Source organism: Candidatus Njordibacter sp. Uisw_039 (genome assembly GCF_047730075.1).
In the GTDB taxonomy this organism is placed as follows: domain Bacteria; phylum Pseudomonadota; class Gammaproteobacteria; order Pseudomonadales; family Balneatricaceae; genus Njordibacter.
Genome location: NZ_CP159831.1, coordinates 2,766,692 through 2,787,724 on the forward strand (window position 1 = coordinate 2,766,692; position 21,033 = coordinate 2,787,724).

Consider the following 21,033-nt stretch of genomic DNA (forward strand, 5'->3'; position numbering starts at 1 on the left):
TATAATTTCTTATATTAGCCCCCACATAGCTCCTACTAACTCATCTAACTGAAGTCTTTAGCGCCAGAAAACATTTCTCCAAACATAGCACTGTTGAGGTCAGTGAACTTAAATGGTAAGCCATTATCAGTGTCATAGACGTCAAGAGTTCGCTGCTGTTGGTTTTGGAACTGGATCTGCTCCATCATTGAGCGCTGGCCCTTAGCCCCTTCAATTTTTGCTTTCTTAGCCTCTCCTTGAGGGTCGTTATCATCTGAAAAATTATATCTTTCAGATAATTCTCCAGTAATAACCACTTGACCACTCATTTGCTTTAACTCTGCTTCAGTGGCTTTTTCTACCAATGCGGCCACCGCCCTACCCACATAAACCGCACTTTCTCCACCCGGGAATGATACGACTTCTGTCTGGCATCCACCCACTGGATGGAGGGTGATTGCGTTAACCTTATGATCCTTCAATTCCAGAGCCATATCCGCAGTTAGGCGGTCCATCGCTGAGTGGGCTGCACCGTAAGCAACATCAAAAGCATAGTGGAATGCACCAGTGCTGGAGGTTTGAATGATCAGCCCCTGTTGTTGCTCAATCATGAGCGGGGCTACAAATTTACTCATTACGTAGCTGCTGCGCACACCAACATCAAAGGCCTCATCATAGACAGACAACGGGCGCTCCCAAAACGATTTGCCAAAGTGCGGGGCAATAGCGATTAAGCCACTATAGGCACTGTTGACTAAAAGCTTAATGCTCTTTTGTTCAGCGGCCACCCGTGCAACAAAGGCCTGCACTGCAGAATCATCCTTTTGATCTAATGGACAGGCATGAATAACACCACCACTAGAATTAGAAGCTGCCACTTCTGCAGCTAAACTTTCAAGCGCCTTTTTATTGCGCGCTGTGGCGTAAACTATATAACCTTCTTCTTTTGCCAACGTAAGGGCAATACCTCGCCCTAACCCCCTTGACGCGCCAGTGACAATCGCTACTTTGTGCATAAGATATTGCTCCTATGAAAATTAATCAGTCTAATTTGTATCGATCCTAGTTAAACATATTTATTTCAACTAAGTCACTCCTGATTTTGTACTAGCTATAAAAACTCATAATTAATAAACTATTGCTGTGCAGCAAAGTCATCGACCTAATAATTGAGAGAGTTAACATGAAAATATATCGAGAAATGAAGAAAGCCCGAGACACAAGAAATTTTGACACATTGTCTGAATTTTTTCATGACGATTGTGTGTTTGTCCGTCATCAAACGGGCACATCAATATTATGGTCAGATTTTAAACACGATTTTAGAGCTATGATGGAAAGCGGTAAATTTGATCGCTTGATGGATCGGTGTATCTACGAAAACGACGATATTCTAGTAGAGCATTCAATAATGCGATTTCCTGACGGCACCCGTGAGTCGATTATCATAGTACAAATGATTGAAAATGGTAAAATTGTGCGTATGGAAACAGGTGCTTCGAAGATGGAATAAGAGTAGTTAACTATACTAGAAGCAGCGCGGATAGAGGCCAGATGCATCCTAGCAAAGCCGCAAAACGGTCCTAAAAATAGGATCACTTCAAATCATTGCGTAAGATTTATTTACTAAACTCTAAGAATTTCCTTCAAGAAACCTTAAAAGAGCTTTCCAAGATTTTTCATCAGCATCCGCATTATAATCTCTTGATCCCTCTATAGTGAATGAATGGCGCGCCCCACCATAAACCTCTGCGGAGTGTGATATTTCGGCCTTTTGCATTTGATCAAGAATTGAAGCTAAAGCATCCATTCCAGAAACTGGGTCGGCTGAACCATGAAGTAACAAAACGGGTGCTGTCGTTTTACTGTAATCTTGACCCTCTGGTGTATCTAAACCGCCATGAAAGCTAACAAATCCATCTAAATCTAAGCCCAAACGGGCGCCTTCCAAAACTGCGGCTCCACCAAAACAATACCCTATAAGAAACTCGGCTACATCAGTATCTGAACTTGTAGACGCAGCTTTTACCGCTTCTAAAATTCTTGACTGAAATTCATTTCGGTCCTTGTAAAGAGCACCACTCTCTCGCATATAATCCTCGAAACCCTCCAGCTTCGCACCTACGCCAAACATATCAAGAGCTACTGCTTCATAACCCAATTCTGCCAGCATGTCGGCTCGCTTGATCTCGTATTCGTTTAACCCATTCCAATCATGAATAATAAAGACTTTACCCAAAGACTTTCCTACAGGCCTAGAAATATATCCTTTGAAATCTTTTTCACCAACCGAATACTTTAAGTCGCTTGAGTGTCCTGCGGCAAATACTGTTGATGTTGAGATTAGAATTACTGCTAGGCTGTATACAAAATATTTAACCATAACAACTGCTCCTGAAACTGACTTGTTATCTTGACCAATAAAAAGGCCTAACCATTACTACATTTATCAGGGTCCCAAAACTCATCCTCTATCTTGCCCATCGAGAAAATTAAACCAACAATATCAGTAAACGAGAATTGTTCAATGTCACCGACGGCAATAACATATTGCCCAGTATTTGTTTTATTAAATACTTTAATGTAATAGGTTCCTGCTTTAAAAACCTCATTGGATAAAAATTTTTCACCAACTTCTGGTCCATTCCAGTACCACTGCTTACCATACTCTTCATACCAAGGTACCCAGTCAAAGTTTTCACCATCAGCAAGATAGATTTTATCCAATTCAGAATCTAGAACTTCAAATGAAAACTTACTTTCAAGGGCACATTCGCCAATCTTAGCAGCCAAAATGCCAGCATAAAAATCAAAGTCTATTGCAGATTGTATTCGATAGTAGTGTGGATCACCGGTAAGGGTTGAATAGATGGCTTTTGATATTTCTGGCTCTTCTATTTCGTACGGTGCATCAGCAGGGTATGTTGAGCTTTCATTTAACACAGGCTTGTGAGCATAAGCCTGTGTTAAAAATGCTAGGAGAAACGCTGCAGAAAGTATTTTCTTCATTATGTTTAAAAGTTAAATTTGCTATAACTTCACACTACGCTCAAGTGATAGTAATGACACTTAAAGCGCTAATGGTTTACTTATTTTTACAATCGCAGCAGTCGCATCAATCATGCACAAGTCAATTTAATGGATTCCAACCAGTGCTCTAGAGCTTAGTACCCACAGTAAGCACAGGGAAGCTGGTGAAGCCAAACCTACCTTCAGCTTCTGCTTGCTCTAACTGAGACCGCCATTGCTGTACCTTTTCCTCTTCTACACCCTGACTAATAGCAAAATTAGCGAGTACCATTTCTGCGTAGGTTGCTGGTGAATTTTCATGACGTTGTGTCATAACAAAAGCCAATGATTCCGTACGGATGTTGCCAATGCCATGTTTAGCCATCCTGCCCGACAGCTCCATTGGCAGCATTTGATGGTAACAATGCGCCTTAAAAGTTTCATGGATTAAGTCGTTAAGCTTCTCATCAGCCCCATGAAATTTGAAGTTATCCCACAGTACAGAAACATTAACAAAATGAGCTTTAGGCTTTAATAGTCGCGCCACTTCGGCTAATGTAGCACCGACATCTTCGATATAGTCCAGGGTCTGGATTGAGGCAATGGCATCACAAGACACACTGGGCAAATCAACCTTATCGGCCATGCCACATAAGAATGTGGCATTGCTCAATAAATCACAACGGACCCTTGCCGACTCTAACTGGGTTTCGCTTGGATCAAGTCCAAAGGCTTTTCCACCAGAGCCCACAGCAAGGCCAATATCCTCAACTAAATGACCAGCTCCACAACCAACATCTAACACGGTGTCACCAGTTTGCAGGCTAAGGGCATTCATCACGGCAAGACGCCGCGCCACGCCGGCACTACTGCCAGCCATTTTTTGCTGCAGTAAACTCGCATTACCTTCAAATTTCATATGTATTATCCTTTATCAGCCACGCAGATAATCAGAGCAGTTTCAGATGACTTAAGTTAACCAGACTAAGTGCAACATAACTAGTCACGTTGCTGGACTAGTTAAAGGCATAACGTCTTAACAGTTTTAAAATCTGTGGCCACCAATTCCTCATATTTTTACAACCCATGTGGTGACTGCCCAAGGTAGAAGGCCTCACCAGCCAACCACTTTGACTTATACGCTTAGACTTTAGACTTTATCCATAACAACGCAGCTAAAGCCACCATAATAAGTGATGTACTATAGTTTTGCCCACTGGCTATTATAGTGCCAGAGGATATTAGAGATACATTCAGAATTGCAAAAGCAGCCCAAAAAGCAGCAGTTAGGCGACCAAACTTAGCCATATACTCTGGCGCCCATGAGGTCACCATCCACTGCATACTACCTACACCAACAGCAGCTATGGCCGTAAACTGCATTTGCTCTTTGAGTGTCTCAGTTAGTTCAACACCAAATAGATCACTAGCTACCATTGCTGGGGTTAACACCATCATTAATACCCAAAGGCCAATATAACCCGCACTGATTCGTATTATTAAAGACAAACTCATTGCTACTCTCCTGATTAAACGGATAGCTCGGCCCTAAGACGGCCAGCTTTATTTGACTATTTTAGGACGAACAATAAAACGGGCATATGTCATCCTTAGGCCCCCACTTTCAAATAAATAATGCAGAAACAAGGTTAGATGAATGGAAATAGAAATCTAAAACTCAGGTGTTACTGGCCTAATTCTGGTTAGTGACGCCGATAATAAACTGTACTTTGTTTATGCATTGAATATCTATCCTTTAAATAGGCCTAGATAGTCTGTTTTCTGTAATAGGATAGTTTGCTAGATTGAGTTGGCTGGGGGTGAATTTACTATTTAGTGCGCTTAACAGGTATGCGCAAACTCTTAAGAGAACGCTTAATCGTTTTTAAGTGGGTCATGGTTTCTTCACCTAACTTCATAGTGACTCCCACGGCCAGCACATCTATCACCACCATTTGGGTGATACGAGAAGACATTAGCGTGTTTAGCTCTTTGTCTTCATCCAAGTCAATATACAAAGGAATCTGTACTTGTTGAGCTAAGGGCGTATCACTTGGACACAAGGCAATGACTGTTGCACCTGCATCCATAGCAAGTTGTGTAGAGTGAAGCAGATCTTTAGTGCGGCCCGTTTGAGAGATCGCGATCACCACATCTCCAGGCTGTAAGGTAACCGCAGCCATGGTTTGTAGGTGCGGGTCTGAATAGGCTGCAGCCGATATATTGAGGCGGAAAAACTTATGTTGTGCATCGCTACAGATGGGTGCAGAAGCCCCAAAACCATAACAGTCAACGCGCTTAGACTGGGCTAAGGCCACAATGGCTTTTTCTAAGTTAGCGGCATCTAAATCAGATTTAACCCGCATTAGATTACCCATCGTGGAATCAAAAATCTTTTCTTTAAATTGCTCCACTGAGTCGCGGCTATCTAAATGAAATTGTTGGTACGACGTATTAGTGCCCACAAACTGGGCTAAATTAAGCTTAAAATCTTGAAATCCATCAAAGTCTAGCGCCCGACAAAAACGCACTACAGTGGGCTCACTTACCGAAGCCGCCGCGGCTAAATCAACAATACGCATTTGCACAATTTTTGCTCGATGTTCCAGCACATAGTCTGCCACCTTGCGCTCTGATTTGCGCAACTGCGAGTGGGACTGAGCGATTGTTTTGAATAAATCGTGGTTAGGAGTGGGCATGAAATGGGCCGAAGCAATAAGGTATTATTAACATTCTACCCCATCCACTTCGGCTCAATCCACCGCCAATGCTCAAAATTGTAGAGAGACGTCCTTATGGCTAGCCATACAAGCAGAAACAGTGGTGGCTAAATCCACACTCATACGTTCCTGCAGGCGCAAACCAATGCTATCTTTAATGGCCATATCATAACTCACTAAAGCAGGAGCCATGTCCGTTACAGCACGCTGGCGCCATAGAATTTCTGCCGTTAACATCTCCATGGCTTGGCTATGGTAGCCTTTAGCCTTCTCTGGATCATATTTACTGCCTTTTAAGGCCCGACGAGCTTTAGACAGTTTAGACTTAATGCTACTTACACCAGCGAACTCGCCCATATTTCTTTCTTGCAGTTTGATGGCTGCCATGGCTCCATTGGCATCTAATTGATCAATACTTGAAGCAAGATCAGCCACATCAGCTTTTGTCTGGGCTAATGTGGATGCTTGGGTTATCCATAAGCGTAATTCTTGAATACCTTCATAGGCTTCATCGACGTTACGGCGGTAGTCATTACGTGACTTCTTCTCTGCCTTATTCAGTTTTTCAAAAATAGGTCTTTGTATTGCCCATGTTGCAGGAATACTAGCCTCTAAATGCTGATTTAATTGCTGAAGATCAACTATACGTTGCTCTAAGTCAGACTTACGAGTGGCATTGAGTTCAATGTCATCGAGGCGACGCAGCTGTAACCGTGCATCTTCACTCAAACGTTTATTGCGGCGCACAGTAAGCTGAATATCTCGCACCTGAAAATGCAAGGCCTCATAACTTTGCTCAAAGTCTGTTAGTTCAGCCTTGGATTGATAGATGCCTTCTACTTTGACAAAAGTTTGACGCGCTTTGCCTAGGCTGTCTTGTAAAATTTTCGTTGCAGCAGAAGACAAATAGCTTGCATCCACCGCAGCCATGGTATCAATACTGGCTATCAAACTGACCTCTTGGTTTGCGTATAAGGAGAGCACCTGCTCCTCTAAACACGGCTGAATACGCGGATTCATAGGTGGTGGTGCAGATTCAGAAGTGAGGTAAGTACGATTAGGCAGGTAGTTGACTAAACTTGGGAAGAACCCGGTAATCACTAAGGCCAATAGCTGCAGCCCAATAAATGGCACCACACCTTTGTAGATGGAAATGGTCTTTACTAGTTGGTCCGCCACGCCCCTCAAGTAGAAGAGCGCAAAACCAAAGGGCGGAGTAAGGAACGAGGTTTGAATATTCAAGCCAATCATCACACCCAACCACACTGCCGTAATGTTGGCACTAGGGTCTGCCAGTAATATGGGCGCCACAATAGGCACCACCACGACAGCAATTTCGATAAAGTCTAAGAAGAAGCCTAAGATAAAGATCACCACCATGACCACGAAGAACTGCATCCAAAAACCACCAGGAAGGCTGGTGAGCATATCCTTCACCAGCTCTTCACCACCAAAGGCACGAAATGCCGAGGTGAGCATAGCTGCGCCAATAAGAATGATAAATACCATAGAAGTAGTTTTAGCCGTTTCCCCCATCACTTCATGTAGGGTGGTGCCTGTTTTAAAGACCCTCCAGCCACTCCAGGCGATTGCCATAAGCAGTGTAGCTGAAGCAACGAAACCCAGGGTCACACCTAGGCGATCTTTATCAGTATTTATGCTCTTAATATTAAGATCAAAATTGGCAACGATAAACCCTAGGGCAATAACAGAAAAAATAGCTATAAAAGCTGGCCAGTAGCGCCTTTCGTCACGATGGTGTAAACGATAGCCTGCCATCAACATAGCCCCCACCGCTCCGACGGCTCCAGCCTGATTAACCGTTGCTACGCCCATTAAGATGGATCCTAGAACCACAAAAATCAAACTCAAAGGTGGCAATAATGCCATTAATACCTTGACTAGAAACTGGCGATCATAAGCGCCAGAGTATCCTATTGGCGGTGCCATTTTAGGACGAATGATGGCGGTGAAGAGGATATACAATATATACAAGGCCACTAATAGAAGGCCGGGGATAAAGGCCCCCATAAACATATCACCCGCACTGGCAGAGGAAATGTCCAGCGCTGAGGGCATAGAGAATTCACCAGTAATTTCACGGTATGCAGCCTTGCGCATGGCGCTCGCTTGATCGGCTGCACTACTGAGCTGGTCAGCTAAAATAATAAGCACGATTGACGGTGGGATAATCTGACCTAAGGTGCCAGAGGCACAGATAGTGCCCGTAGCCAGTGAGTGTGAATACTTATTACGCAGCATGGCAGGCAAAGAAATCATGCCCATGGCAATCACAGTTGCGCCGACAATGCCTGTTGTGGCGGCCAGAAGTGCTCCCACGAGGACCACAGAAATACCCAAACCGCCAGGTACTGGCCCAAACAACTGGGCCATAGTCACCAACAAATCTTCTGCAACTTTAGACCGTTGCAGCATAATGCCCATAAAAATAAATAATGGGATCGCGATCAGAGTATCCCGCTCAACGTTCCAATAAAGGCTTCTAAAATTTGTCACACCTGCACTAAGCCATTGTACTGGGCCACCTTCGTGGAAGTAGGCATTTGGGTTATCGGCAAAAATCCAGCCTGCTAAGGCAGCTAGACCAATGGCAATAATAGAAGAGCCCGGCAAAGAGAATGCCACAGGAAAACCAGAAATAAGCGCCGTAATCATTAACAGGACTAAAATCCCTAAAAACAAAAGTTCCATAACCGAGTGTCCTAGGGCTTAGCCGTTGTTGTCGCTGTTTCGCCACGTAGCACACCAAAGTGCTTGAGCAAGTAACTTGAAAATTGAATAACCATAGAAAAAGCAAATATGGCCAAAAAGCCCACCATAATGTATTTCACATACATGCCGTAGCCGCTTTGGGACACTTCTACGCTAAGTAATGGGCTATTAATACTGCTAGTTCTATCCCACATTCCTAGTGTAAGAATGGTAAAACACAGTGGTAACCCAAGTAAACTCACACCAAAGATGTTGACCCAAGATTGGGTGCGGGCCTTAAAATGAGTATAGGCTACATCGACCCGAATATGCCCTTCAACGAGCAAGGTATTAGCCGACGCAAATAAGAACAGTGCGGCGTACCAAAAGCGCACAAGGTCACCCATAAAGGCTTGTTCATAAGAGAATATAAAACGGGTAATTACAATCAGAAATTCAGCCACAACCACTAACAAAGGCAGCCATATAAAACCTAAGCCTTTGCTGCGTATGGCAATAAAACAGGCCAATAACGTCAAAGGTAAATGCACATAAGCACCCCGAAACTTTGGTTTGCCTAATTCACTGGTGAGGTCCCTGCCGACTATAGGTTCTAGCATCAACTCAATACGCAAGAAAGACACTAACATGTCCGCCATGCCCACCAATAAAACCATCCAAAAGGCAGCTTTTATACTGGTGGCCGCCCAATCTGAAACTCTCATTGAAAGGTTTTGATAGCTTTCAGTACGTAATCTAAATACGTGCACCATCGCCAATATAGGCGCCGCCACATAGCTCAATACCTGAAGCCATCCAAGACCTGCAGCAGGGCCAGTAGGTAATTCACCCCCTAGGGTGTTCAATGCTCCTGGCCAAAGTGCCCAGAAGTTTAAAAAATTATTAAGCACAAAGATAACCGTGGCATACACCACGGTAAAAGCGAGACTGCGAAGCAGTAAATCTTGCTTAAGTAAAACGCTCGAAGAACTCAATGAGCTCAAAGGGCTAGACGAGTGTTGCATGGTTAAAACCACTAGCGTATCGATAAATAGAACTGAAAACGGAAAAACCCGTCCATAACTGCGTCATGGACGGGTATACCTAGGGTACAACCACTAACCACCTAGCGCACGGTTACGCTGTGTTAGATAGGCTTGATCAGAAATCTCTGCCCATGCTCCGATATCAGCTCGTGCAGTAACAAAGCTCTGATGAATACGATTAGCCAAATCACTATGCTCCTGAACTTCGGCAAACACTTCTTCAGAAGCCTCAGCAAAGCCATCGTAAATATCGTCATTGAACTGGCGAAGCTTCACGCCTTGATCATTCACTAAACGTTTGAGCGCCGCACCATTTTTGGCGTTGTACTCTGACATCATCACGTCATTTTCCATAGAGGAGGCCGCTTCAATCATCATTTGATCAGATTTACTCAAGCCATCCCACCAGGTCTTGTTCATGCCACAAGACAGCATAGCACCTGGCTCATGCATGCCTGGGTAGTAGTAGAACTTAGCTGCTTCGTAGAACTTCATTATTTCGTCGTTCCAAGGTCCAACCCATTCTGTTGCATCAATAGAGCCAGAAATAAGGTTTTCATAAATCTGACCGCCTGGTAGTGAAACAGGAGAGCCGCCTAGCTTAGCTAATACGTCGCCACCAAGACCTGGCATCCGCATCTTCAAACCCTTGAAGTCGTCTACACTGTTCATTTCCTTACGGAACCAGCCACCCATTTGGACACCAGTGTTGCCACACATTAGGCCTTTAAGGCCATAATCTGCACCCAACTCGTCCCATAGTTCTTGACCACCACCAAAGCGAATCCAAGCATTCATCTCGGTATAGGTTAAGCCAAAAGGAACTGAGGTAAAGTAAGCAAAGCCTGGATGCTTGCCTTTCCAATAGTATTCAGCAGCGTGGTACATCTGAGCGTTGCCAGAAGCCACCTCATCAAATGAGTCGAACGCCTTAACACGCTCATTTGCAGCGTAGTAAGTCACTTGGATACGACCGTCACTCATGTCATTTAAACGCTGAGCAAAACGCTGAGCACCCGTACCTAAACCTGGGAAATCTCGACCCCAAGTTGCCACCATAGCTATTTCTACTCGTTCTTTAGCGATAGCTGGCGCAGCAATGGTAGAAGCTGCTGCTGCGCCACCTAAACCAACCAAACCTTTCTTTAAAATTTCACGTCTTTGCATTTCCATGATCTCCAGTGTTGTTTTTATTAAGCTAGACAACAGAAAAGTAACTCACTCACAACGGTGATATTTACCTCATCTGTGGTTACAATAGGTAATAATTTAATGACTTATTTAACCAAAAATATGTCTTAACTGAAATTAACATACGCCCTTAGTCTAAAGCTAGCAACTAGACTAAAGTATTGTGGTCAGATCAGTTGAGCTGTTATCTAAAAATTTCATTTGGATCATATATAAATGCGTACTCACAGCGCCCACACGGACAAGATAATGGATGTTTCTCGCCTTTTAAATGAACTCAACAGCTCACAACGCGAGGCCGTTGCTGCGCCTGAAGAAAACTTGCTCATATTAGCTGGCGCCGGCAGTGGTAAAACCCGCGTACTGGTGCACCGTATTGCATGGTTAATCGAAGCGGAAAATATTTCTCCTTGGTCCATTATGGCGGTGACGTTTACCAACAAAGCAGCACGGGAAATGCGCGCCCGCATTGAAAGCCTGATGGGGTTGGACACACAACAATTATGGGTGGGCACGTTCCATGGTTTGGCCCATCGACTACTGCGCCGACATTGGCAAGAAGCAGGTTTACAACAACAATTTCAAATTCTAGACAGCGATGACCAGCTCAGCATCCTTAAACGTTTGTGCAAGGAAATGCAGTTGGATGAAAGCCGCTGGCCAGTGCGTCAGTTCCAGCATTTCATTAACGGGTGTAAAGATGAGGGCAAGCGACCACAGCACATAGAAACCCATGGCGACTTTCAACTCGACACTCAAGTGAAGGTGTACGCCGCCTACCACCAAGCTTGCGAGCGTGCTGGGTTAGTCGATTTTGGTGAACTACTGCTGCGCAGTCATGAGCTATGGCTAAACAATAGCGCTTTATTGGCCCATTACCAGGGCCGATTTAAACACTTGTTAGTGGACGAGTTTCAAGACACCAACACCATCCAATATGCTTGGTTACGTGTACTTTCTGGCTCTGCCGCTAAAGTAATGGCCGTAGGTGACGACGACCAATCTATCTACGGATGGCGTGGTGCGAAAATAGAAAACATTCAGTATTTTGAGCGTGATTTTGGCAATGCCATTACCGTGCGCTTAGAACAAAATTACCGCTCCACTGGCACCATACTTAAAGCTGCAAATGGTTTAATTTCTAACAATAGCGGCCGCCTTGGCAAGAACTTGTGGACCGATGGCAGTGACGGCGAACAGATTGCTTTATATGCAGCATTTAATGAAATGGACGAAGCACGCTTTATCGTTGATCAAATTGACCAATGGCAAAAAGAGGGTGGACTACGTGCCGAATGCGCCATTTTATACCGCTCAAACGCCCAGTCTCGGGTGTTAGAAGAAGCGTTAATTCGTGCGCAAATGCCTTATCGCATTTATGGTGGCCAGCGTTTTTATGATCGCCTAGAAATTCGTAACGCCCTAGCTTATTTGCGCCTCATCAAGAATCGCAACGATGATGCAGCTATGGAGCGAGTATTTAACGTGCCTACTCGGGGAGTGGGTGCAGCCACAGTAGCTAAAATCCGCCAGAACGCGCGCGCTGAAGGCTGCTCCATGTGGGATAGTACCAACCAAATCATCACCAACAATGTACTTCCTACACGGGCCCATAACGCTACTGATAGCTTCGTTAACCTCATCAACCGTCTGGATGAAGAAACCAGTGAAGCCTTATTACACGACATGGTGGACCATGTGATCCAGCAATCTGGGCTCATTCAACACCACCTTAAAGAGAAAGGTGAAAAGGCTCAAACACGTATCGATAACCTTAAGGAACTAGTAAGTGCCGCTAAAGGTTTTGCCAGCACTTGGAACCCCGCACAACAGTCTGATGACCCCGACGCCGAATTAGACCCAGTAGCCACCACCCCATTAGCCGCCATGCTTGACCAAGCCGCACTTGATGCGGGTGAACAACAAGCTGATGAATCTGAAGACAGCGTGCAGCTGATGACTTTGCACTCTGCCAAGGGCCTTGAGTTCCCTATGGTGTTTTTAGGGGGTGTAGAAGAAGGTTTGTTCCCTCACAAGATGTCTCTGGAAGAGGGAGACCGTTTAGAAGAAGAGCGCCGTCTTTGTTATGTGGGAATCACCCGTGCTATGCAGCGCTTGTTTATCACCTACGCCGAAAGTCGCCGCTTACACGGCCAAGACACCTTTAACCGCCCTTCTCGTTTTATTGGTGAAATTCCAGAAGGTTTAATGAACGAGGTACGGCTCAAATCCAGCATCAGCCGCCCCGTTACAGCAAGACCTACCCCAACAAGGCAATACGACCGTTGGGGCCGCCACCAAGTTTTAGAAACTCCCGTTGTTGCCTTAGGGCAGAACGTACGCCACCCTTTATTTGGCATGGGTGTTGTAGTTAATGCCGAGGGTTCTGGCCCACAAGCACGAGTGCAGGTGAACTTTGAAAACGAAGGCAGTAAATGGCTAGTGTTAGCCTATGCTAAGTTAGAAAACCTTTAGGTATAAATCATGAACACCACCTCTTCAGCCGTCAGCCCCGAATTTGACACTACGTTTGCCAGCCTGCCAGAACGTTTTTACAGCTACACCCAACCCGTTGCCGTAGCTCACGCAACGCCTATCATTGATAACCCAACCCTTGGCAAAGAACTAGGCATTGACCCCCAATGGCTGGCATCCGATGAAGCTTTGCAGGTATTGGCAGGTAATCAAACCGCCATGGGTTCAGCACCAATGGCCCAGGCCTATGCAGGTCACCAATTTGGATCGTTTAATCCTCAATTAGGTGACGGCAGAGCACACTTGTTGGGGGAAATAGTTGCTCCAAATGGCGAGCGTTTTGACTTACAGCTCAAAGGATCTGGGCCTACACCGTACTCCCGCCGTGGTGATGGTCGCTCACCTCTAGGGCCCGTAATCAGGGAATACCTCATCAGCGAAGCCATGGCCAGTTTAGGTGTGCCCACTACCCGCAGTCTTGCAGCGATCGCTACAGGTGAAAGTGTTATGCGCCAAGGTCCGGCACCTGGAGCCGTGTTAACTCGCATCGCTCCAAGTCACATTCGTGTCGGTACCTTTGAATATTTTGCTATGCAAGGGGATGAAGAAGCCGTTAAGACCCTTGCAGATTATTGCCTTAAACGCCATTTTTCACATCTAATTAAGCACCAACAGCCTTACTTAGCATTGCTCAATGCAGTCATAGAACGCCAAGCTAAACTCATTGCTCAATGGCAAGGTTTTGGTTTTATTCACGGCGTAATGAACACCGACAACATGCTTATTTGTGGTGCCACGGTTGACTACGGGCCCTGCGCTTTTATGGATCAGTTCGACCCAGAAAAAGTATTTAGTTCTATTGATCGACAAGGCCGCTACCGTTATAACCAGCAACCTGGTATCGGCCAGTGGAACTTAGCTCGCCTTGCCCAAGCCTTGCTACCGCTATTGCACAAAGATGATGAGCAAGCATTGGCGGATGCCCAACAATCGTTGGACAATTACGTCAAGCATTATGGTGCAGCTTATCAACTAGTAATGAGTAACAAGCTTGGTATTAGCAAGCCACAAGGTGGCGATCAAGCATTGACGGAACAACTCTTGGCCATCATGGCCGAGCATCAGCTAGATTTCACTTTGTGTTTTAGATATTTGCTTGATCAAGTAGCAACAGGTGCCAAACACCAACCCCTTGGGGATGCTTTTATTGCCCCCAACGAGCTCGTTGTGTGGCAGCAACAATGGCAGCAACGCTTAGCTACAGACCCACAAGGCCAAACGCAACGGTATCAACAAATGAAACGTGCTAATCCAGCCTTTATTGCCCGCAATCACCAAGTTGAGCTGGCAATAAGAGCCGCCGAAGACAAGGGCGATTACCAACCCTTTTACGCGCTGCTCAAAGTTGTTCAGTCCCCCAGTGATTACCAACAAACACTGAGAAATTTTGCCCTTGCTCCCATGCCACAAGAAGTGGTGCAACATACTTTCTGTGGCACTTAACAATACATAAAACGGTTACATGCATAGCCACTGCTCCGCTCTAAACCTCCAACATAAAGGTCACAGGCCCGTCATTGGTTAGGCTTACCTGCATATCAGCGCCAAATTGCCCTGTAGCCACGGTGATTTTTTTCCGTGCTTGGGCGACAAAATAATCATACATTTGTTCGCCAAGGGCTGGGGGAGCGGCGCTAGAGAAACCAGGCCTTAACCCTTTTTTGGTATCTGCCACCAGCGTAAACTGGCTTACAATGAGAATACTGCCATTCACTTGCTGCACGTTGTTGTTCATTTTCCCATCTGCATCAGCAAAAAAACGGTAGTGCAGCACTTTATGCAATAACTGGTCTGCTTTAGTTTGGTCGTCACCCTTATCAACACCCAATAACAGCATGATGCCGTAACCAATTTGGCCTATACATTGATCACCTACCTCTACTTTGGCTTGGGTGACTCGCTGCATCAAGGCTTTCATGAGTTGTGATCTACTCCATGGTTTCGGCTGTAGCCGTTTATGCTAGGGCTAGACCAACCTGCTAAAGTCTCTGGCCTTGGTTGATATATTTCCACTTTTAACGGGTAACACCTGGAGGTATCACTTGAATGCTCACTACTACAATCACCACCTGGGCACGCTGAGAGCGCACCAAGTAAATCAATTTCTGCAAACATTGCCAAATGATCCCCAGGCCTTACAGGGCTAGCTTTCATAAAATACTGGTGGGTGTCATGGCTAAATCCTGTACACATAAACACGTTCAATACGTCATGCACCAAGGCTTCTGTTGTATCAAGAGGTAGTTTGGCATAGTCCAACATGGCTCGCGTAAGGTTGGAATGGCAACATTGATGGTATTCGTCCTGACCTAGGGCCTCATTAGTATAGGGATCACACCGGGTGCCAATGACATCATGTACGCTACCACCGAACTGGTCCCAACCGTACCAATCTAACGTGTCGTCAACAACTGTTGCCATCGGCCTTAAGTAAGGAATATTGCTCCACAATCTGTCGCCAGTGCTCACATGGGTGCCGTGCAAGGCCCGAGTTTTGCCACTAAAAAACCGTTCTTTAAGGTTATCTTTGTGCCATAGGTTTAAATCACCTACTTGGGGGCCTTCTACACTCACGATACGAAACACATGGCCCTTTGGAACCACAAAACTGCGAGCGTCTCTGGCTGGAATAATGACACTATCTACAAGTTGCATTCCCTGCTGTAGGTTAGTGTAAAAAGCCTTATCGTACATAGGCAGGGTATCGTTGGGATAACACACCACTGGCGCTACGTCTAACCGTTGTTGGGCATCTGCTGGTGGTGAGTATTGATGTGTGTTTTTCATGGCTTGACTTGTCCTTGATATACCTACGCGTACTTAACCGAAAACTCGCAAGTCGCTTTGAGAAGGTTATCAGCTAATGGCTGTAGGTATAGAATTTGCTGACTATACACTCTTAGTATTGTCCTGTTTTATACAGAGGTGGCTAGGATGGTAGATGAAATGCGCCAAGCAGACTTGCAACACCTTAGGCTTTAACAAGCATTGTTATACAAAGCAATTTTGGAAATCCATCGCAACTTGATCTAATATGTTTTTACTATGTGTAATCTGCTAATTTAAGTAGGCTTATACTATGGTGCATAATGGCAATAGTACATCAACCTAAGTGGAGCATACATGAGTATAGAACTACGGGCAGCATTCGTCGCAGCGTCAGCGGTGTTACTGATCATTAATGTGCGTGAGGCTACAGCAGTTAAATCTAGACAACTTCTGCCCCCGCCACCTATGTATTGGGTCCAGAATGGGTAATTTTTTACACGAAACCAGCATTATCTTTGCATTACTTTTCAGCATTTACACCCACCCTGACAGTTGAATACTTATAATTATGATTACGGACGGGAGGAAGTTCTGCAAGGAAAAAAGGCGTCAGCATAGACCTGAAACACTGCTTAATGATTTTGCCAAATATCATAGATTTAGCAGTCAATTGAGTCTGTTACTACAATTATATAGAGATAAAACAAATGAATTTAAAGAAATATATTGTTCATCCCACGCGCTATCTTGCAAGTATTTTTGTACTTCTTTTGTTTTGCCTCCCAGTTACCGCTAGTGAAAAAGAAGATGTACAGGCCACGATCAACGGTCAATTCCAAGCGTTTCTAGAAGACGATATGAGTCGGGCGTTTACCTACGCTAGCCCCTCAATACGCTCTATGTTTGGAAGTCCACAGAATTTTGGCGAGATGGTCCGGCGCGGTTATCCAATGGTATGGAGACCCGCAGGTGTGACATTTCTTGAACACAAAGAAACCCCTCAAGGGCGCACACAAGACGTTCAAATCTTTGACGCTGCTGGGACCGCCCACTATTTGAGATATTTTGTAACGCAAACACCAAGCGGATGGAAAATCTCAGGTGTGCAATTGCTGGATGTTGCTGATATCAGTGTCTGACACGACATCACCGCGCGCTGGCTGCATAGCTCATTAACCCCAAACGTAACACCATTTGAGTTTAATGAGGGTCTAAATAATTGGTCAAGCGGGAATGCTAGTGAAGTATACAGAGACCTGCCACATCACCTGCCTATTTTCGAATGTCTTAACACTAATCCGCTGGCCTCTCGTCATCGACTAATCGGCCAGTCAGCCGCGTCTACCGAATCAAGAGCAGCGTCATATTGGTCTCCACCCCAATGTTTGATAAAGCTACCTTTGGGATCGTATATTTGACCTTGTTTGATCAAGTCAAAGCGCCGGTGACCGCGTGGGTCAGCACCCACACCTGCTAAGTACTGCCAATTGCCCCAGTTAGATGCCACATCGTAGTCAATCAACTGCTGTTCCATGTAAGCAGCACCGTAACGCCAATTGAGACCCAGTTCATGCACAAAGCAACTGGCCACTAGCTGGCGTCCACGATTACTCATATAGCCGCTACTATTGAGCTGTTTCATGCAGGCATTCACAATCGGGTAAGGGGTATTTCCATGGCACCACTTTTGGAATCTTTCAGGGTAAAAACTGGTGGCAGGTTTGCTGGTTTTAATGCCACTGAAGTCAAATAATCGCTTACCATGCCGATGGGCATAAAACTGATAATATTCCCGCCACAAGAGCTCAAAATAAATCCAGTAGGTTGAATCATTTGCTCCTACGCTGCGTTCATAATTACGCAGTGAATGCACGAGTTGCCGCACTGATAAACTGCCATTGGCTAGCCATGGCGAAAATTTGGTTGAATAATCCATACCATCAAGGCCATTGCGAGTGTCTTTGTAGCTGCTGGCTAGCTTAGACTTGAAGTAACGTTCTAAGTGGGCAAGGCCATGTTGCTCTCCTCCTTCGAACAAGGGTACATGCGCAGGCGGGGGTGTTTGCTGTGGCCATGACATGGCAGATACTGGGCTGGGTGGTAACTGGGTTAATGCAGCTAATGGGGCTTTGATGTTGAGGGGCTCAACCAGCTTGCGAAACTTGGTAAAGCTATCAGGCAGTTCACTAAGCTGAAACGGCAATTCCGTTTGATCAAATAGGGTGTGGCTTGGTGTGCGCTTAAACACTATAAAGGGATAAGGTTTAAGCAGACGCTGCCAAGTTTGCTGCTCATGATAGCCCGCATGTTCACTGCAATAAATCCGACTAATATTATGCTGAGTGATGAGCTGGGGAATAATATCCAGTACGGGGTCACTAGTAACAATAAGTTGCTGGCCCAACTGCTCAAGGCTGTGGTGCAAATCTAACAGCGATTGCTGCAAAAACTCCTGCCTATGGGGCGATAAATTACTCGGTGCACGCAAGCTTGAAGGAGGCTGTTTGGGCTCAAGACAGTAGATACAGATCAGTTGATCAACCTCCGCAGCTGCCAGTGCTAAGGCTGGATTATCATGCAAGCGTAAATCATTTTTAAACAGAAAGAGGCCAACCTGATGGGGCATTAATACTCACCTTTTAATAAACTTTGTGTCACTAACTATTACTGAGCTTAAATCCACACTAATAATGGCTAATACAATAAGCCAATATACAAGGCCTAAGCGTACTTAACTGCAAACTCACGCGTGGCCTTGATGAGGTTATCTACAATACCTGGCTCTTGTTGTGCGTGGCCAGCATCCCGCACGATATGCAATTGGCATTCTTCCCAAAGCTCGTGAACTTCAAAAGCCTGCTCTGCAGGGCAAATCACATCATAACGACCATGCACAATAATACCTGGTAAGTGGCTGATTTTATGCATATTTTCTAGCAATTGATTAGATGATAAAAAGCACTGATTTACAAAATAGTGGCACTCAATTCGAGCTAATGCTAAAGCAAAATGAGCATCAGCAAAGTCTTCTACCATATGAGGATTAGGGTGAAGCGTAGCAATGCTGCCTTCCCACGTGGCCCATGCTTTTGCTGCGGCAAAACGTTTCAATTCATCAGCACCGCATAACAACTGATAATAGTGGTTAACCATTTGTCCTGTGGCTTCAGCATCTGTGTTTAGCAGAGGTTTTTGAAATACTTTCCAATAATCTGCAAACATACGGCTAGCTCCACCAGTTTCATACAGCCAGTCAACGTCTTTGGGTCGGCCTAAAAAAATACCTCGTAATATAAGCCCTGATACCTGATCTGGATGCGCCTGCGCATAGGCCAAAGCCAATGTAGTGCCCCAAGATCCGCCAAATAATAGCCATTTAGAAATTCCTAGCTCACGGCGCAACGCCTCAAAATCACTAATCAAATGCTGTGTGGTATTAGCCTCCAAACTGGCATGGGGCAAGGAGCGTCCAGCACCCCGCTGATCCATTAAAATAATATGGTAATCATTTGGATCAAAAAATCGCCGCGAAGAAGGCCCACACCCACCACCCGGCCCACCATGCATAACCACTACCGGGATACCCTGAGGGTTGCCACACAGTGCTACATAAAGGCTGTGGCCGTGAGTTACTGACAGAAAGAATTCTCGATAGGGTTTGAGTTCTGGATACAGTTGTTGCATGGTGTCAACTCAATGAAAAATATGGTTAGCAATAATGACCCAATTTACACCTTATTGGTGGCAAGATCAGCCCCAATATCGTAACACTGAAGCGCCACCAGCCAAAGCTGATTGTGTTGTTGTAGGTGCGGGCTTTACTGGTTTAAGTGCAGCCCTAACCCTAGCCCAAGCAGGTCGTCAGGTAGTTGTACTCGACAGCGAAGCCATAGGGTTTGGTGCAAGTACCCGCAATGGTGGCATGTTGGGGTCTGGCCATAAAGTGTCTGTGGCTGATGCAAAGAAACACTATGGCCCAGACATTGCCGCTCAATTACATTGTGAAGCTAATGCCTCCCTAGCTTTTACCAAAAGCCTTATTCTTGATCATAACATCGATTGTAGTTTGCAAGCATGTGGTCGTTTACGAACAGCATGGACACCACAAGATTTCACGGCCATGGCCAGCGCCAATACTGGCTTACAAAACATAGAAGCGTTTGCTGCACGGATGGTGCCGCCAGATGAAATGGCTCAGCACATTGATACAGAATTGTATTTTGGTGGCTTATTGTATGAAAGCCATGCTTCGGTGCAACCTAGAAAATTACACGACGGCTTATTGCAACTGGCATTACAAGCCGGGGTACAGGTATTTGGTGAGCAACCTGTGCGTGCAGTTAAAGCTAAATCAGACGGCTTTTGCATTAGCACCAAGGGCGATAATATACATAGCCAACAGGTGCTTATGGCAACTAATGGCTACACACAATCTAGCGTTTCTATGTTTCTTGCCAAACGTATCCTGCCAGTTCCTAGCTTCATTATTGTCACCCAAGAGCTAGGGAAAGAAGTGGTGAAGGCATTACTGCCCGGTGGCCACTGCATGGTCGAAACCCGCCAGCGCTTCTGTTACTATCGACCTACTCCATGCGGCAAACGCATAATGCTCGGCTCCCGTGCGGCCTTGCACGCCATCACTCCACAACAGGCATTACCCACTCTGACGACTAAATTAACAGAAATATTCCCCAGTCTAAAGAACACAGAAATTAGCCATTGTTGGACAGGGTTTACCGGCTTCAGCTTTAGTAAATTACCTAATATAGGCTGCCATAATGGTATTTATCACGCCATGGGTTACTGTGGTAATGGTGTTGCCATGGCGCCTTACTTAGGCCACAAAGCTGCTCTTAAAATGCTCTACCCAGATCAGCAACACTCAGTGTTTGAACAAACACCCTTACAAAGCCGTATTTATCATCAAGGTAACCCGTGGTACATGCCCGCTGTTAGTACTTGGTATCGAACTAGAGATTGGTGGGACAATAAGCAACGTGCTAAGGCTCTTAGTAAACTTAGGCAGAAAAACGAATAGCTTAAATTTGCATTGGCCATGTGCTTATAGGTTT

At 45.3% G+C, this 21,033-nt stretch carries 18 protein-coding genes; 5 read left to right on the plus strand and 13 right to left on the minus strand.

Annotated features, from left to right (window positions below; genetic code table 11):
* Positions 1-44: 44 nt before the first annotated feature.
* Positions 45-995 (minus strand): SDR family NAD(P)-dependent oxidoreductase, encoded by a 951-nt coding sequence (locus ABXT70_RS13255; protein ID WP_443640935.1) that lies wholly within the window; start codon positions 993-995, stop codon positions 45-47.
* A gap of 167 nt (positions 996-1,162) precedes the next feature.
* Here ABXT70_RS13255 and ABXT70_RS13260 point away from each other — a divergent pair, with 167 nt between their 5' ends.
* Entirely contained in the window at positions 1,163-1,492 is a 330-nt protein-coding gene (locus ABXT70_RS13260; RefSeq protein WP_443640936.1) for a hypothetical protein, read from the plus strand.
* A 120-nt stretch (positions 1,493-1,612) separates the two neighbouring features.
* Here the strand turns inward: ABXT70_RS13260 and ABXT70_RS13265 are convergent, their stop codons facing one another.
* The 8 genes from ABXT70_RS13265 to ABXT70_RS13300 all read right to left on the minus strand — a co-directional run bounded on the left by ABXT70_RS13265 (position 1,613) and on the right by ABXT70_RS13300 (position 10,639).
* Positions 1,613-2,362 (minus strand): dienelactone hydrolase family protein, encoded by a 750-nt coding sequence (locus tag ABXT70_RS13265; RefSeq protein ID WP_443640937.1) that lies wholly within the window; start codon positions 2,360-2,362, stop codon positions 1,613-1,615.
* Between the two features lie 47 nt (positions 2,363-2,409).
* On the minus strand, positions 2,410-2,988 hold the full coding sequence (locus ABXT70_RS13270; protein WP_443640938.1) for a hypothetical protein: 579 nt from the start codon (positions 2,986-2,988) through the stop codon (positions 2,410-2,412).
* Positions 2,989-3,136: 148 nt separating this feature from the next.
* Entirely contained in the window at positions 3,137-3,907 is a 771-nt protein-coding gene (locus tag ABXT70_RS13275) for a methyltransferase domain-containing protein (protein WP_443640939.1), read from the minus strand.
* Positions 3,908-4,131: 224 nt separating this feature from the next.
* Complete coding sequence (locus ABXT70_RS13280) at positions 4,132-4,503, minus strand: hypothetical protein (protein WP_443640940.1); 372 nt, start codon at positions 4,501-4,503, stop codon at positions 4,132-4,134.
* Between the two features lie 314 nt (positions 4,504-4,817).
* Positions 4,818-5,687: an SIS domain-containing protein gene (locus ABXT70_RS13285; protein WP_443640941.1), complete on the minus strand. Its 870-nt coding sequence runs from the start codon at positions 5,685-5,687 to the stop codon at positions 4,818-4,820.
* 72 nt (positions 5,688-5,759) lie between these two features.
* Positions 5,760-8,420: a TRAP transporter large permease subunit gene (locus tag ABXT70_RS13290; protein ID WP_443640942.1), complete on the minus strand. Its 2,661-nt coding sequence runs from the start codon at positions 8,418-8,420 to the stop codon at positions 5,760-5,762.
* A gap of 11 nt (positions 8,421-8,431) precedes the next feature.
* Entirely contained in the window at positions 8,432-9,445 is a 1,014-nt protein-coding gene (locus ABXT70_RS13295; protein ID WP_443640943.1) for a TRAP transporter small permease subunit, read from the minus strand.
* Between the two features lie 93 nt (positions 9,446-9,538).
* Positions 9,539-10,639 carry a TRAP transporter substrate-binding protein gene (locus tag ABXT70_RS13300; protein WP_443640944.1) on the minus strand — a complete coding sequence of 367 codons (1,101 nt, stop codon included), beginning with the start codon at positions 10,637-10,639 and terminating at the stop codon, positions 9,539-9,541.
* Positions 10,640-10,906: 267 nt separating this feature from the next.
* On the opposite strand from ABXT70_RS13300, the gene uvrD reads away from it, so the two are divergent.
* Positions 10,907-13,132 carry a DNA helicase II gene (gene uvrD / locus ABXT70_RS13305; RefSeq protein WP_443642523.1) on the plus strand — a complete coding sequence of 742 codons (2,226 nt, stop codon included), beginning with the start codon at positions 10,907-10,909 and terminating at the stop codon, positions 13,130-13,132.
* A 9-nt stretch (positions 13,133-13,141) separates the two neighbouring features.
* The gene (locus ABXT70_RS13310; protein WP_443640945.1) at positions 13,142-14,635 is read left to right on the plus strand and encodes a protein adenylyltransferase SelO; all 1,494 of its coding nucleotides are present in this window, start codon (positions 13,142-13,144) and stop codon (positions 14,633-14,635) included.
* A gap of 40 nt (positions 14,636-14,675) precedes the next feature.
* Here ABXT70_RS13310 and dtd read toward each other — a convergent pair whose 3' ends face one another.
* Positions 14,676-15,110 carry a D-aminoacyl-tRNA deacylase gene (gene dtd, locus ABXT70_RS13315; RefSeq protein ID WP_443640946.1) on the minus strand — a complete coding sequence of 145 codons (435 nt, stop codon included), beginning with the start codon at positions 15,108-15,110 and terminating at the stop codon, positions 14,676-14,678.
* Positions 15,107-15,979: an urea carboxylase-associated family protein gene (locus tag ABXT70_RS13320; protein ID WP_443640947.1), complete on the minus strand. Its 873-nt coding sequence runs from the start codon at positions 15,977-15,979 to the stop codon at positions 15,107-15,109. Before ABXT70_RS13320 ends, dtd begins: the two co-directional genes overlap by 4 nt.
* Positions 15,980-16,668: 689 nt before the next feature.
* On the opposite strand from ABXT70_RS13320, the gene ABXT70_RS13325 reads away from it, so the two are divergent.
* Complete coding sequence (locus ABXT70_RS13325; protein ID WP_443640948.1) at positions 16,669-17,100, plus strand: DUF4864 domain-containing protein; 432 nt, start codon at positions 16,669-16,671, stop codon at positions 17,098-17,100.
* 173 nt (positions 17,101-17,273) lie between these two features.
* On the opposite strand, the gene ABXT70_RS13330 is transcribed toward ABXT70_RS13325, so the two are convergent.
* Positions 17,274-18,587, minus strand: a complete 1,314-nt coding sequence (locus ABXT70_RS13330) for a DASH family cryptochrome (RefSeq protein ID WP_443640949.1) — start codon at positions 18,585-18,587, stop codon at positions 17,274-17,276.
* 95 nt (positions 18,588-18,682) lie between these two features.
* On the minus strand, positions 18,683-19,645 hold the full coding sequence (gene pip, locus ABXT70_RS13335) for a prolyl aminopeptidase (RefSeq protein ID WP_443640950.1): 963 nt from the start codon (positions 19,643-19,645) through the stop codon (positions 18,683-18,685).
* Between the two features lie 34 nt (positions 19,646-19,679).
* Here pip and ABXT70_RS13340 point away from each other — a divergent pair, with 34 nt between their 5' ends.
* On the plus strand, positions 19,680-20,999 hold the full coding sequence (locus ABXT70_RS13340; RefSeq protein ID WP_443640951.1) for an NAD(P)/FAD-dependent oxidoreductase: 1,320 nt from the start codon (positions 19,680-19,682) through the stop codon (positions 20,997-20,999).
* Positions 21,000-21,033: the final 34 nt, after the last annotated feature.

What these genes read in the sequence shown, in the direction of transcription:
- ABXT70_RS13255 (WP_443640935.1), bottom strand. Translation starts at nt 995, where the DNA reads ATGCACAAAGTAGCGATTGTCACTGGCGCGTCAAGGGGGTTAGGGCGA.
- ABXT70_RS13260 (WP_443640936.1), top strand. Translation starts at nt 1,163, where the DNA reads ATGAAAATATATCGAGAAATGAAGAAAGCCCGAGACACAAGAAATTTT.
- ABXT70_RS13265 (WP_443640937.1), bottom strand. Translation starts at nt 2,362, where the DNA reads ATGGTTAAATATTTTGTATACAGCCTAGCAGTAATTCTAATCTCAACA.
- ABXT70_RS13270 (WP_443640938.1), bottom strand. Translation starts at nt 2,988, where the DNA reads ATGAAGAAAATACTTTCTGCAGCGTTTCTCCTAGCATTTTTAACACAG.
- ABXT70_RS13275 (WP_443640939.1), bottom strand. Translation starts at nt 3,907, where the DNA reads ATGAAATTTGAAGGTAATGCGAGTTTACTGCAGCAAAAAATGGCTGGC.
- ABXT70_RS13280 (WP_443640940.1), bottom strand. Translation starts at nt 4,503, where the DNA reads ATGAGTTTGTCTTTAATAATACGAATCAGTGCGGGTTATATTGGCCTT.
- ABXT70_RS13285 (WP_443640941.1), bottom strand. Translation starts at nt 5,687, where the DNA reads ATGCCCACTCCTAACCACGATTTATTCAAAACAATCGCTCAGTCCCAC.
- ABXT70_RS13290 (WP_443640942.1), bottom strand. Translation starts at nt 8,420, where the DNA reads ATGGAACTTTTGTTTTTAGGGATTTTAGTCCTGTTAATGATTACGGCG.
- ABXT70_RS13295 (WP_443640943.1), bottom strand. Translation starts at nt 9,445, where the DNA reads ATGCAACACTCGTCTAGCCCTTTGAGCTCATTGAGTTCTTCGAGCGTT.
- ABXT70_RS13300 (WP_443640944.1), bottom strand. Translation starts at nt 10,639, where the DNA reads ATGGAAATGCAAAGACGTGAAATTTTAAAGAAAGGTTTGGTTGGTTTA.
- uvrD (WP_443642523.1), top strand. Translation starts at nt 10,907, where the DNA reads ATGGATGTTTCTCGCCTTTTAAATGAACTCAACAGCTCACAACGCGAG.
- ABXT70_RS13310 (WP_443640945.1), top strand. Translation starts at nt 13,142, where the DNA reads ATGAACACCACCTCTTCAGCCGTCAGCCCCGAATTTGACACTACGTTT.
- dtd (WP_443640946.1), bottom strand. Translation starts at nt 15,110, where the DNA reads ATGAAAGCCTTGATGCAGCGAGTCACCCAAGCCAAAGTAGAGGTAGGT.
- ABXT70_RS13320 (WP_443640947.1), bottom strand. Translation starts at nt 15,979, where the DNA reads ATGAAAAACACACATCAATACTCACCACCAGCAGATGCCCAACAACGG.
- ABXT70_RS13325 (WP_443640948.1), top strand. Translation starts at nt 16,669, where the DNA reads ATGAATTTAAAGAAATATATTGTTCATCCCACGCGCTATCTTGCAAGT.
- ABXT70_RS13330 (WP_443640949.1), bottom strand. Translation starts at nt 18,587, where the DNA reads ATGCCCCATCAGGTTGGCCTCTTTCTGTTTAAAAATGATTTACGCTTG.
- pip (WP_443640950.1), bottom strand. Translation starts at nt 19,645, where the DNA reads ATGCAACAACTGTATCCAGAACTCAAACCCTATCGAGAATTCTTTCTG.
- ABXT70_RS13340 (WP_443640951.1), top strand. Translation starts at nt 19,680, where the DNA reads ATGACCCAATTTACACCTTATTGGTGGCAAGATCAGCCCCAATATCGT.